Here is a 13528-nt window from a genome sequence, read left to right as displayed (position 1 = left end):
AAGGCGGCGTCATCGCCGCGACTCGTTTCAGTAATTGCCGGGGGGATCGCTGGCCGGAAAGCTTTGATCGCTGGCCTCGTCCACCTCGGACCATTGGCGGCTGGGCGCATCGCGCATCGCTTCGGGGCCGGCATCGCGCACATCATCATGGGACCGGCGCGGCTGGCCATCAGCGAAGGCCGCATTTCCGGACGAACTGCGGCCAGCCTTGCGCGTAAGCGCATAGGCAGCGCCGCCGATGGCGAGCAGGCTGAGAATGAACCGCATAAAAATTCCTTCGAAGAAAAATAATATGCCAGCGTTGTCGGCGCTGCAGGTTATTGCGTCCCTATCGTGCGTTAGTGCTGATAGGGTACCTTCATTTAAACCACCTGCTATTAACGCGGCCAACTGCCCGATCGCTCTAACGATTGAGTTTACGAGGCATATTGATGTCGGATCTATCGAACAAGGCGCACGACAGCCTGTTTTTTACCGCTTTCTCGGCTTTGCCTGATGCCGCCTGCATTCTTGAACCGCTCGGCAGTGCTGACGATCCCGAATGCGATTGGCGCTATCTTTCGACCAATCCTGCGTTTTGCCAATTGCTCCAGGTCGATGACCTTGCCGGGGTGTCTTTGCGCGCGCGTTTTCCCGAAGCAGCGCAGCAGTGGTCCGAGCACTTTCACCGGGCGCTTTCCAGTAAGACGCCCCAAATCGTGACTCAGGAAGGACCGGACCAATCGCCGGTGTTCGAGGTTTCTTTGACGTCTCTGGCGCACGGAGAACGCGGCGCGGTGCTGGCGCGGGTGCGCGATGTCACCAGCGAGCGCGTCGCCCGCAAACGCCGGCGCGAGGCCGATGCGCGGTACAAACACCTCTTCAATGCCATCGACGAAGGTTTCTGCATCATTGATGTGATCTTCGACGATCACGGCACGCCTGTTGATTACCGCTTTGTCGAAGCGAACGCCGCTTTTGTCGGGCACACCGGCCTGATCGATCCGATCGGCAAGTCGATGCGCGCCTTGCAGCCCGATATCGAAGACCATTGGCCCGCCATTTATGGCCGCATCGCCATGGGCGGCGTTGCCGAGCGATTCGAAAGCGAATCCAGCGCCATGGGGCGTTGGTTCGATGTCTTTGCCTTCCCGATCGGTGAGCAGGCGCCCTACCAATTGGGGATCCTGTTCGAGGACGTCGGACAACGCAAGGCAATGGAAATTGCGCTGCGCCATAGCGAAAATCGGCTGCAATCGCTGATCGAGGCAACGTCGGATCTGATTTTCCAGATGAATCCGGATGCCACGCAGATGCAGCAGGTCGGCGGCAGGGATCTGTTGGGAAACACCGAAGCCGCAACCAACTGGATCGAGGCATTCATTCCAGATAGCGATCGCGCTGCGGTGCAGGCTGCGGTTGCCGAAGCCATTGGCAATCGCAAGCCTCTCGAGATCGAGCATCGCGTGGTTACAACGGAAGGCGCGCTCAAATGGCTATCGTCGCGCGCTGTTCCGGTGCTGGGCGATGACGGCAAGATCACCGAATGGTTTGGCATGGCGACCGACATTACGACCCGGCGGCAGGTTGAACAGCAGCTGGCCCATGGCGCGCAAATGCTGCGCGTGGCGAGCGAGATCGGCAAGGTCGGGCTGTGGGACTGGGATGTCGAAAGCGGCGAACTCACCTGGTCGGACGAACATTACCGCATGGAAGGTTATGAGCCGGGCGAGATCGTGCCCACTTACGACAAATGGGCCGCGCGCCTGCATCCCGAGGACCGCGCCACCACCGAGGCCAAGATTGCTGACGCGATGAACAGCGGCGGCGAGTATCTCAACGAATATCGCGTGTGCCATCCCAACGGCGATATCCGGTGGCTTTCGGCGCGGGGTCGTTTTCTGTTTGGCGAGCAGGGGCAGGCCGTGCGGATGCTTGGCGCGATCGTCGATACCACCCAGCGCCGCCGCGAGGAAGAATGGCAACGGCTGCTTGTGGCCGAACTTCAGCACCGGGTGCGCAATCTGATCGGGATGGTCCGCTCTGTCGCGCGCTTGTCCGCGCCCAGCCACCGCAATGTCAGCGACTACGTCGACCACCTGATCGGCCGCTTGCAAGCCATGGGCCGAACGCAAAGCACCCTCACCCGCTCACCGGGTCGCAATGTGGACCTGATCGAACTGGTCCGCGAAGAGTTGTTGGTCCACGCCGCCCAGCCCGATCAGTATCATCTCGACGGGCCGACAATTGCTTTGTCGCCACACGCGGCAGAAATCGTCACGTTGGCGATCCATGAACTGGCCACCAACTCAATCAAATATGGCGCGTTGGGTGATACCGGTTATATTCGGATCGTGTGGAAAACCTTGGACAGGGACGGCAAACCATGGATCAGCCTGCGCTGGCAGGAAACCGCGCCGCCGCACAAGACCAAGTTCAATCGCAAGGGATTTGGCCGGCGTCTCATCGAAGAGCGCGTCCCTTACGAATTGCAAGGCGAAGGGCGTTTCGACATTCACGACACCGGCGTGCTGGCGCAATTGGACTTCCCGCTTTCCAATGCTGGCAGCATTCTGGAAACGCGTTCCTGAGCCGGCCACTGCCATGACCGACAGAGCGCTTTCTGGCTGCCGCATCATCATCGTGGAAGATGACTATTATCAGGCCCATGATTGCAAGCAGATGCTTGAGCAGGCCGGTGCCAAGGTGGTTGCGGTGTCAGCCGTTGTGCCGGATCTGGATAGAATTTTGGCTGAGGGGCGGTTGGACGCCGCGCTGATCGACATCAATCTTGGCCAAAGCGACACGTTGGATTTCGCGCGCGAACTCAATACCAGAGCGATCCCGTTTGCGTTTCTGACAGGCTATGATCCGGGAATCCTGCCGGATGATCTGTCTGGCAGCATGTGCATCAGCAAACCGGCAAATATCAATCGCGTGATCGAGGTGATTTCCCGTATCACCGCGCCCTAGAACTCCACTCACACGTGTTGTGCGGACCGTCACGCAGCGACGGCGCGGGGACGTTGCCTTGCCTGCTGCGATTGTGCGCGCGGAGCCAGATACGCAGGATCAAACCCAGCCACCTGTTGCAGCGCACGCAGATCGTGGATCGTTAATTGCTTGCACCGCAGCGTTATCAGATCGTCCTGACGCAATTGCTGAAGCTTGCGATTGATGTGCACCGGGGTGAGACCCAGAACGTCCGCCAGATCATCCTGCGTTAGCGGGAAATGAATCTCATGGCCCTGACCCAGATCGACCAAAGAAAGGCGGTAGTGGGATTCGCAGATCAAATGCGCCATGCGTTCCAATGCGTCACGTCGGCCGACATTGACCACCCATGACGCCAGAATGGCATTTTCCATACAGCCATACGTTCGCATCGCTTCACCAACCGCCGGAAAGCGGTCGATCACCCGGCGCATATCTGCGTGAGGAATGTTCACGATCTTGCAGGGGCTCAACGTGATCACTTCTTCAATCGCGACCCCATCCGGTGATGATCCGAAATAAAAGGCATCGCCCGGAAGTAGCAAACGGGTAATCTGGCGTGCGCCATCGCGCAGGATCTGGTAACGCGCAGCCCAGCCACTCAACACAACAGGAAACGAAACCATTTCGTCCCCGTCGCGGGAAAGATACTTCTTGGCCGCAATATCCTTGGGCTGGCGGCACAGTTCTTCAACTGCGGCCAGCTCCTCATCAGTAAGATCGGAAGCTTGGCTTAAGCGTTGTAGAAAAGCATTGACCATTTTGCCTCCTCCTTTGGATAGTTTCATCCGCGATAATATCGGCCAACTGCTTCTGCTTCTCTCACTCAAAAGATATGCTTGTGATCGAAATGACCTCGCTCTGCCGCGAAAAACCCGCACGCTGACGCCAAACAACAATCTTGGGCACTTAAACAGGCAAGGCTTAAACACCTGCCGGTCGTCTTATAAAATCGACAGGTTTAATCTTACCCCCGCAAAAATGTTCCGGCATTACGGCGAAATACCAAGCCGTTTGTTCGAGGACATTCACAAGACTTTCGACAGCATCCGAAGGGATTGTGATCGTTCAAGCGCTTGATTCCCCCGTCGATCGGCGGCGGCGTCATTGCGAAACATCGTAATTGCGCTGCGTCTCGCGCTAAATAGCGACACTCCAATATAGGTTAAAGCGTGCCTTGGTTGAGGCGGGCAGAGCAGGGGGTACCAGAAGTTCCCGATTCTTCTGGTCCTTGAATGATCTGGCCCGCGCGTGATTTTCAGCCGGCTCGGTCATTGCCCCAATATACTCCCCGCCCAGCAATGGGCGGGGTTTTTTGTCGTATGGCATGGCTGCATCGCGCAGCCGGCAGAACGAGCAGAGCGGCGCAAGACGCTTGCCTCTCTGAGCGCCCGGCGGCAAACGCCTTGCATGTCCTATCACGACTTCCTGCTGTTCGCAGGACTCGGCATATGTGCGGCCTATTGGCTGCCCCGTTTCGTTTCCGGCCGCGAACCCGCCGCTTCGGCGTTGCTGATCGCGGCTGGCGTAGTGTGCGCCCTCGTCATACCCGACGCGCCCACGCTGTTTGACCCGATTGCCGAGCCGGGTTGGTGGGAAACCCTGAGCGAAATGACGGTCATCGTGGCGCTGTTTGCCACCGGCATCCGGCTGGACATTGTGCGCCCCTTCACCCGCTGGCGCGTGACGTGGCGGTTGCTGGCAATCGCAATGCCGCTGACCATCGCCGCGATGGTTTTTGCAGGATTTGCCATCGGCCTGCCCCTCGCCAGCGCGCTGTTGCTGGGCGCCGTGCTCGCGCCAACGGACCCGGTGATGGCAGGCGACGTACAAGTCGGCCCGCCAACCGAAGGCGGCGAACATCCGGTGCGGTTCGCCTTGACGACCGAAGCCGGGCTGAATGACGGACTGGCGTTTCCCTTCGTGTATCTCGCAATCGTGGTGCTTGGCGGGTTTACTGCTGCGGACCTGGGACAATGGCTTGCCTATGATGTGGGATATCGGATTGTGGTGGGGACGCTCACCGGCGCGGCAGTCGGTTGGCTGTTGGGGCAAATGGTGTTTCGCTGGCCGGCGCAAAATGTTCTGGCCGAGACCGGGTCCGGCGTACTCGCTTTGGCGGGCGTTTTTGTGTGTTATGGCGCAGCAGAACTCATTCACGGATACGGTTTCATCGCGTGCTTTGTTGGCGGATTGGTGTTCCGTCAGATTGAGGCCAAGCACAAGTTTCACAGCAATCTTCACCTGTTCAACCTTGCCATTGAACACGCCTTGACGTCGGTGCTGCTGTTGATGACAGGCGCCGCGCTGGGCACCTACGCGGCTTCGATTGCGTGGAGCCATGTGGCGATTGCGGCCAGTTTGGTCTTTGTCATCCGGCCACTGGGCGGCTGGATTGCCTTGGCCGGAACGGGTCTCTCCCCGCGAGATCGGCTTGTCACCGCTGCCTTCGGCGTGCGGGGCATTGGAAGCCTCTATTATCTCGCCTTTGCGGCGGGCATCGCGACCTTGCCGGGCCTTGATGACCTGTGGCTCACCGTCTTGGTAACGATCGCGCTATCGGCTGTGGTTCATGGCCTGAGTGCGGGCGCAGCCCTTGCCGGGATTCGCGCCGATGACGACGCTAAAGCCGAAGGCGACCCCGAAAGTAGCTGTGAGGCCGCGACACAAAAGGCGTGATGATGCTGCCCCACCTATCCTTTTTCAAAACCTTGCCGAGTATAGTGTGATTGTCGTACAAAGCGCCGAAACGGGGGCGAATACAACCGTGACCGAAAGACGCCATGCCCCCATTATCCTCTCGCAAGCCCTGCGATCACGCCGCTGACGGCTTCACCGCTGACATGATTGCGTCTCTGCCCGCCCTGCGGCGCTTTGCACGCTCGCTTTGCCGCCAAAGCGACATGGCCGAGGATCTGGTGCAGGAAACGATGATGCGGGCCTGGTCTTCGCGCCACACTTTTCAGCCCGGCAGCCATTTTCGTCCATGGGTGTTCACCATCCTGCGCAACCAGTTCTACAGCACGGCACGCAAACGCAGTCGGATGATTTCGTGGGATCCCGAGGCGGCCGAACGGATTTTGATCCAGCAGCCCGAACAGGAATCGGATCTGCACGTTCAGGATATCCAATCCGCCGTGCGCAAGCTTCCAACGAGCCAACGCGACATATTGATGATGATCGCAGGCTCCGGCATGAGCTACGAGGAAGCGGCCATCGCGGCCAATTGCAAGGTCGGCACCGTCAAGAGCCGGATCTTTCGCGGACGGGCAGCCATACAGGCCATGATCGACGGCGGTGAAGCGTTGGTGCCGGCAAGTAGATGAGCAAGCGCCATGGCGCGCTTGTCCTGCTCTTCGCAGCACAACGGATGTGCGAATCGTGCAGGTGCGCAAACCGACAAGCCGCCAAGCAATAGTCACAACGGTGTGGCGGATGGTCTTGGCAGCGCGTGATATTGGCGTCACGGGACGATGCAGGCCATTGCATGCGGCGCACACGTCCGAAGGGCAAGGTGCCGGATTACAGGCGTTTGTGCATTTTGCGCACAGATCGTTCAGGATATAACTCTTGACGAAACACGCGTCGCTGATGATGGTCGAGTTCTGGCAGTGTTAGCTGTCAATCAGCGCCTCGACACGTTCGATACACGGAACGTGATCTGGTTTGAGAAATTGGGTGCGCTGAAGGTGCCGTAACACGGTAAAGCGGCGACCAAGGCGGACCAAACCGGCGCAAAGATGCCGGACCACTCGTCAAGGAAAGATATCAAGCGGCGGAGGGATACGCCGAGTCTGCGCGGGCCAAATTGCCTGTGCCGCTCGCCCGGACCCCAAGCGGCAAGGCGTAGTGGGGATCGATGGATGGCCAGAACTAACAACCTTCAATTTTCGCAGGACAACTGGATCGGTTGTTTGACCTATCAAAGCACCGCAACTGTCATGCCGAGTGCCGACGAACTGCGTTCGCTCACCCGGCAGGCCCGTGCGCGCAACCGCAGCGTTGGCGTGACCGGCATGCTCCTGTTCGAAGAAGGCCGGTTCCTCCAGACCCTGGAAGGCCCGCCCGAAGGGCTTGATGCGATCTGGGCATCGGTTGCCCGCGATCAGCGCCACAGCGACATCGAGGTGCTCAGCAAGCACATGGCCCCCGCCCGCCTGTTCACCGGCTGGGACATGTTCTTGAGCAGCAAGACAGGCCACGTATCCAGTCCGGCGGGGATCGTATCCGATCTTCCCCCCGCCGTGGCCGAACATGTCCGCGGTGCGGTCAAACTGTCGCTTGATGGCGATGATATCGGTCTCAATGGGCTGATGGCCGAACTGGCCGAACAAGGATGGACCAGCGATGCGATGGTCCGCATGTTGATCGAACCCTCTGCGCGCGCGCTGGGCGATGCCTGGCTTGCCGACGATTGCAGCGAACTCGATCTCACCATTGCGCTCAGCATGTTGCAGATGGCCGGCCATGCGGTGCGTTATGAGTCCGCACCGCAATCGATCCGCAGCAGCCGGTACAGCATCCTTCTGGCCACCGCGCCGGGTGAGCCGCATATGCTTGGCACCGCGCTCATGGCGGACCAATTCGTCGATGCCGGTTGGGACGTGGAAATGGCCTTCCCCGATAGCGAGGAAGCCCTGCTGAACCAGCTTTGCGCGCAACGGCCCGACGCGGTTGACATCGGCCTGTCCGATGCATTGTTCCGGCAGCAATCGCTGATCGGCCTGCGCAGCGCGGTGGAACATAGCCGCCTTGTGCCAGCCAACCACCCCACCGTTGTCTCGGTGGGCGGACGCCTGTTTGCCGAGGCAGCGGCAACCGCCGCATCGGTCGGCGCAGATCATGCCCGTATGACGGTGGCCGGTGCAAGCGTACGGATGGCTGAACTCGTGCGTCAAAGCCGTAAGTTCTGAAGGTGTTGGCTGTTATGGCTGAAATGATAGTTTCGCACCGATTAACATTGTTGCAGTAGCTTCAACAGATTTCCCAGCTTCCCGTCTTGCTGCAAAGCATGATTCGGGGAGCCAAGGACATGTCGCAACCGAAGCCGAATTCGACGACCGCATCTTTCGCCAACGCTATTCTTCCAGACCACGAACGCCGCGCCGAAGATCGCGTGCACACCGTATTTCGCGTCGCCCGCGTCATCGGTGCCGATGACGAAGGCCTCGCCCGGATCAAGAATATGTCCGACAATGGTGCGGGCATCCGGATGTTGATCCCTGCCGACCTTTCGGACACTGTTACGATCGAACTTGTCGACGGCGTGGAGCTGCGCGGGCATGTCGTCTGGAGAAACGATGACGAATTCGGTCTTCGGTTTGAACAACCCATCAGTTCAATCGATCTGCTGGCTGCGCTCGCGGTCGGATCGCAAAGCGGCCTAACCCGCCCGGTAAGGCTGCGCGTTACCGCAACGGCTTTGGCCCGCAGCGAACGTGGTCTTCGCAGCGTGCGCGTGGTCGATATTTCGCAGCGCGGGCTCAAGCTGCTGCACGATGGCAGCCTGACCGCAGGCCTGGACCTGAAGGTGACCCTGCCCTGCGGGCTCGATCGGCAGGGCATCGTGCGCTGGACGCGCGGCGACCATGCCGGGATCATGCTGCTGGAACCATTGAGCGTCGAGTCGCTCGGTTCGGCACGCAACCTTTTGATACCCTGCGTGCCCTTGATGACATCGGGGGGGCCGGACGAACCGGCCGCGCAGGGATGACCGTCGCGCTCCACCACTTTTCACCGTCCGAAATCAGTAGCGGATCTGCCGGTTCCCATCGGGCACGCCTGCAATCGCGGCGCGATGCGCTTGCACGCTATGACATTCTCGACAGCGCATCGGAAATCCAGTTCGACGATATCGTCACGCTTGCGGCGCGCATCGTCGGAACGCAGGCGGCCGCCATCAGTCTGATTGATGACGACCGTCAGTGGTTTAAAGCGCGCTGCGGTATCGAACCGAGCGAAACGCCGCTGTCGGCGTCCTTCTGCGCCCATGCAATCGAGGCGGATGACCTGTTCGTCATCAAAGATGCGACCGTTGATAGTCGCTTTGCTGATAACCCCCTGGTCACAGGCCCACCCCATGTCCGCTTTTATGCGGGAATGAAGATACTGGCAGGCGACGGCACGCCCATCGCGGCGCTCTGCGTAATCGATCCCACGCCGCGCCCTGCCGGACTGACGCCGATTGAGGAGACCACCCTGCGCACGCTGGCCGGACAGGTCGAAGCGTTGCTGGAATTGCGCCGCCTGGTGCTTGAACGCGAAGCGCAGGTGATCGCGCAATCCCACTTGTCGGATCGGCTGCGCTACGTGGCAGAACATGACGATCTGACCGGCCTGCCGCGCCGCGACCTGTTTCAGCGACGGCTTGTCGCCGCGATGCACGAAGCGGCACAAAACGGCACGCGCGCGGCCATGCTGTTCGTTGATGTCGATCACTTCAAGCAGGTAAATGATTCGCTTGGCCATGATGCGGGCGATGCGCTGCTGTGCGGCTTTGCCCAGAAGCTGCGCACTCTGCTGCGCCAAAAGGATACTGCAGCGCGGCTCGGCGGCGATGAATTTGGCGTCATCCTGACCGGGATTGATCGTGACGAGCGGATCGACGACGTGATGAAATCCCTCAGCCAGCGTCTTCACGAACCGATCCCGCACCGCGGCAGGCTGATCGGCTGCAAGGCCAGTGTGGGCATGGCCATCTACCCCGATCATGCCGTCGATGCCGAAGGGCTGATGAAATGCGCCGACCTTGCGCTCGCCGAAGCCAAACTGACCCGCGGCCGCGTGGAAACCTTCAGCCCGAGATTGATGGAAGAGTTCGACCGTGATGCGCAGATGCTCACCGTCGCCAGAGAGGGGTTGGAAGCGGGCCGGCTGATTGCCCACTACCAACCCAAGATTGATCTCAACACCGGCGCGCTGGTCGGCTTTGAAGCACTGGTTCGGTGCCAGATTGACGAAGATCTCACGATCATGCCGAACAGCTTTGCCCATGCCTTTGATGACCGCGAACTGGCGGTTGCTATCAGTGCCCAAATGATTTCTTCGGTGCTTGACGACATAAGGACGTGGGTCGACCAAGGCCTTGCCTTCGGCCACGTCGCCATCAACACCGGAGCGGCCGATTTTCGGACGGATTCCTTTGCCGAAATGCTGCTTGCTGAGGTCAAAGCACGGGGCCTGTCGCCCAGGATGATCGAACTTGAGGTCACCGAAGGCGTGTTTCTGGGCCGCGGCGCGCAGCATGTGGATCGCGCCCTGTCGACATTGAGCAAGGCAGGCGTGCGAATTGCGCTCGACGATTTTGGCACGGGCTATGCCTCACTCACCCACCTCAAACAGTTCCGCGTGGATGTCCTGAAGATCGACCGATCTTTCGTTAGCGGGATCGGCAAGAACTTTGACGACACCACCATTGTGCGTGCGCTGATTGGACTTGGCAAAAGCCTTGGGATTGCAACAGTTGCCGAAGGGATCGAAACCGCACAGCAGGCAGAATTTGCAAGAGGCCATGGCTGTGATATGGGCCAAGGCTACTTCTTCGGCAAAGCTAGGCCGTCTGCCTTCGTTCCCGCCATGATCGAACGCTTTACCCGCGCCGCATCATTGCCGGTTTCATCGAGATCCGATCGTCATTGAACCTTCTGTCCTTACTTTATGTCAGCCGCAGCACCTTACCGGCTGATTGCGCCCACGATGCGATCGCGGATATTGTCGCAGTATCGCACAGCCGTAACCCTGGCCTCGGCATAACCGGCGCTCTGTTGTTCACCGGGCATCACTTCGCACAGGTGCTCGAAGGCCCGGTCGCGGGCATCGAAAAGCTCGTGGCGAAGATTGCCGATGATCCACGGCACGATGCAATGATCGTTTTCGCACGCGAGCCAATATATGCGCGGCGCTTTGGCGCTTGGGACATGGCCTATTCCGGCCCATCACAATTCGTTGCGAATTACGTCACGCGGCTGCTGAACGATGAGCGGCCCGTAAAAATAGCCCAGTCGGCTGAATGGCTCAATGCGCTGTTATGGGAGTTCACCGAAGGCTCTGCTGCGCGCTAATTCCGCAGCGGGCCGCCAACCTTGGGCGCGCTTTGCTTGCGATCCGGCACAGGGATGGAAAAGCGGAACTCGGCGCCTTGCGGGCCGCTGTCTTCCAGCCAGATGCTGCCGCGATACAGCTCCACGATCGTGCGGCAGATCGAAAGACCGATCCCCATGCCTTCATCCTTTGACGTCGCCGTCCACGAAAAGATGGTTTCAATCTCGTCTTCAGGAACGCCAGGGCCGGTATCGGCAATGCAGACGGTTAGACTGTTAGCATCCTGCATGGCAGAAATCGTGATCAGCGCGCCCTGATTTTCCAGCATCGCTTCGCAGGCATTCTGAAGCAGGTTGATCATCACCTGCTGAATCTTCACCCGATCGGCAATCATGATGGCATCGTCCGCCACGTGATTTTCAAACACGATGCGATCGGGATAGGAACACCGCATCAGCCGCACACATTCATCCACCGCATCGCGCAGTTTGAAATGCTCCCGAGTGGGTTTGCGATGCCGGGTCAGCTGACGCAGATGACCGATGATGGCAGAGGCCCGTTCAGACGATTCCCGGATCCCGTCGAGCGCCTCGTAGACCTGGTCGACATCGGGCGGCTCGCCATGAGAGGGCCTTACGCCTGCGAGATAGTTGCTGATCGATGTGAGCGGCTGATTGAGTTCATGCGCGAGCGTGGCCGCCATCGTCCCCATCGCATTGACGCGCGAGACATGGATCATCTTCAATTCAAGCTCTGCCAGCGTCTCATTCATCAGATGCAAAGTGGTAACGTCATGCCCTTCGCAGAACAGGCCGATGATCGCACCGTCTGCACCGCGCACGGGCTGATACAGGACATTCATCCAGCGCTGCTGCAAACCTCCGGTCGCTGGGTCCAGAATGCGGATCGGCAGGCTGGTCCCACGAAACGGCACGCCCGTTCGATAAACCTCGTCCAGCAACGTGACGAAACCCTCGGCCGCGATTTCCGGCAAGGCTTCCGTCACGGATTGTCCGACGAGATGATCGCGATTCACAAAATTGCGATAAGACCTGTTGGTGTATGCAAAAGTATGGTCGGGTCCGCTTGATATCGCGATAAAGCCGGGCGCGTCGTCGTAAATGTCGGTATCAAGACCATCCTTGTCGCGTGCGCTAAGGGTGACCGGCGCCGCACTGGCAAGATTGACGCTGGAGCCAACCACGCCGCCCTCGGCATCGCAGATCGGCGCGAGATAGATAACCGCAGATTGCCACGCGTCATGTTCAAGTCTGAGTTGCATCTGCCATTGCCCGCTGCTTCCCAGCGTCAGTGCGGTCTGGAGTTGAGACAAGGCAGAAAAGCCCTGACTTTCGCTGAGAAGATCTAGGACTGGCCGCTCCAGAATCTTTTCGCGCGGGCTTCCTGTCGCTTTTGAGAAGGCTTCATTGGCAAAGACAACGCGGTGCCCCGGTGTCAGATTATCAATCAGAACCGTGGGCAAAGGAGACCGCTGAGCGATCCGGGCCGCGGCATTAACCGCAGGATGAAGGCCGTACGCCTTTTCATTCCAACTCTGTCGAGCGCGGTTTGGCATTGGCGAATGTTCCGATTCCGGTTTTCAGACGATCTCCGACGTGCGTCTGGCTGGCTGATAAAAAAGCCGACCCAAGAGTATTCACTGATAAGCCGAACCATAAATCTAACCTGCATCAGGTTCCCGGACTTTTCTTACCATCACAGCAGGCGCGAATCCTTGTCGTAGCCACCAAGCGTCGCCAGTTTGACGACCTCCGCAATGCTTTTGACATCCAGCTTGGCGAGGGCGTTGGCGCGGTGCATCTCGATTGTTCGCACACTCAGACCCAACTGATGCGCCACCTCCTTGTTGGACACACCGTCCATCAGGATCGCGACCGTTTCGCGTTCGCGGGCTGTCAGTTGGCTGATCCGATACCGCACCTGATCCTGCTCCGAGAGCAAATCCTCAGCCCGATCAAGAATATCGAACGCCTGCGCCACGGCCTGGTCCAGCGCCTCAGCCGCGAACGGCTTTTCAAGAAATTCTATCGCGCCAAGTTTCATCGCCTGCACGGCAACCGTGATGTCGCCATGCGCGGTTAGCACAATAACGGGCCACGCCACCGCGCGATCACTCAGAATCTGAAGAAGCTGCAAACCATCAATCTCAGTCATCCGGATATCGAGCAGAATGGGAGCCGGAGACAAGATATCGATCTGATCGAGAAAATCGGCCGCCGATGCAAACGGCCAAACGTTTATGTTTGAAGCCTTGAACATGAAGTGCAGAGATTTGCGCACATCGGTATCATCATCGACGACGTAGATCCGACGCTGCTGCGTTCCTGTTGCTGGCTTGTATTCGTGTGACACAAAGGCGTTACTCATAATCTGCATGACAAACCCATCAGGGTAAAAACTGTTTAATTCTTCAGGATGACTCTATCCCTATACGCATGAGTGTCGGGTGAACCCTCATCGGGGAACGGACGCTGCGAAGTCTGGCAGGCATTGC

At 59.0% G+C, this 13528-nt stretch carries 12 protein-coding genes; 8 read left to right on the top strand and 4 right to left on the bottom strand.

What is annotated here, in order from left to right:
• Positions 1-27 precede the first annotated feature (27 nt).
• Complete coding sequence (locus ACRANW_RS05985; RefSeq protein WP_479433618.1) at positions 28-267, bottom strand: hypothetical protein; 240 nt, start codon at positions 265-267, stop codon at positions 28-30.
• 164 nt (positions 268-431) lie between these two features.
• On the opposite strand from ACRANW_RS05985, the gene ACRANW_RS05980 reads away from it, so the two are divergent.
• A complete protein-coding gene (locus tag ACRANW_RS05980) occupies positions 432-2570 on the top strand; it encodes a PAS domain-containing sensor histidine kinase (protein ID WP_479433617.1) in 2139 nt (712 codons plus the stop codon).
• A gap of 13 nt (positions 2571-2583) precedes the next feature.
• Complete coding sequence (locus ACRANW_RS05975) at positions 2584-2952, top strand: response regulator (RefSeq protein ID WP_479433616.1); 369 nt, start codon at positions 2584-2586, stop codon at positions 2950-2952.
• A 29-nt stretch (positions 2953-2981) separates the two neighbouring features.
• Here ACRANW_RS05975 and ACRANW_RS05970 read toward each other — a convergent pair whose 3' ends face one another.
• Positions 2982-3872, bottom strand: coding sequence for a Crp/Fnr family transcriptional regulator (locus ACRANW_RS05970; protein ID WP_479433615.1), 891 nt, complete (start codon positions 3870-3872; stop codon positions 2982-2984).
• Positions 3873-4383: 511 nt separating this feature from the next.
• Here ACRANW_RS05970 and ACRANW_RS05965 point away from each other — a divergent pair.
• The 6 genes from ACRANW_RS05965 (at position 4384) to ACRANW_RS05940 (ending at position 11033) form a co-directional block, all read left to right on the top strand.
• The gene (locus tag ACRANW_RS05965; RefSeq protein WP_479433614.1) at positions 4384-5652 is read left to right on the top strand and encodes a cation:proton antiporter; all 1269 of its coding nucleotides are present in this window, start codon (positions 4384-4386) and stop codon (positions 5650-5652) included.
• A gap of 104 nt (positions 5653-5756) precedes the next feature.
• Positions 5757-6299 (top strand): sigma-70 family RNA polymerase sigma factor, encoded by a 543-nt coding sequence (locus ACRANW_RS05960; protein WP_479433613.1) that lies wholly within the window; start codon positions 5757-5759, stop codon positions 6297-6299.
• A gap of 537 nt (positions 6300-6836) precedes the next feature.
• On the top strand, positions 6837-7886 hold the full coding sequence (locus ACRANW_RS05955; protein WP_479433612.1) for a BLUF domain-containing protein: 1050 nt from the start codon (positions 6837-6839) through the stop codon (positions 7884-7886).
• A gap of 119 nt (positions 7887-8005) precedes the next feature.
• The gene (locus ACRANW_RS05950; protein WP_479433611.1) at positions 8006-8686 is read left to right on the top strand and encodes a PilZ domain-containing protein; all 681 of its coding nucleotides are present in this window, start codon (positions 8006-8008) and stop codon (positions 8684-8686) included.
• Positions 8683-10611, top strand: coding sequence for a putative bifunctional diguanylate cyclase/phosphodiesterase (locus ACRANW_RS05945; RefSeq protein WP_479433610.1), 1929 nt, complete (start codon positions 8683-8685; stop codon positions 10609-10611). The genes ACRANW_RS05950 and ACRANW_RS05945 overlap by 4 nt, the downstream gene beginning before the upstream one ends.
• The gene (locus ACRANW_RS05940; protein WP_479433609.1) at positions 10608-11033 is read left to right on the top strand and encodes a BLUF domain-containing protein; all 426 of its coding nucleotides are present in this window, start codon (positions 10608-10610) and stop codon (positions 11031-11033) included. Before ACRANW_RS05945 ends, ACRANW_RS05940 begins: the two co-directional genes overlap by 4 nt.
• Here the strand turns inward: ACRANW_RS05940 and ACRANW_RS05935 are convergent.
• Positions 11030-12589: a PAS domain-containing sensor histidine kinase gene (locus tag ACRANW_RS05935; RefSeq protein ID WP_479433608.1), complete on the bottom strand. Its 1560-nt coding sequence runs from the start codon at positions 12587-12589 to the stop codon at positions 11030-11032. The two genes, ACRANW_RS05940 and ACRANW_RS05935, sit on opposite strands and share 4 nt — an antisense overlap.
• A 140-nt stretch (positions 12590-12729) precedes the next feature.
• Positions 12730-13401: a response regulator transcription factor gene (locus tag ACRANW_RS05930; protein ID WP_479433607.1), complete on the bottom strand. Its 672-nt coding sequence runs from the start codon at positions 13399-13401 to the stop codon at positions 12730-12732.
• Positions 13402-13528: the final 127 nt, after the last annotated feature.

The sequence above is a fragment of the Erythrobacter sp. 'gip.4 top 5' genome, assembly GCF_056495765.1.
This window is presented reverse-complemented; position numbering and strand designations above follow the sequence as displayed.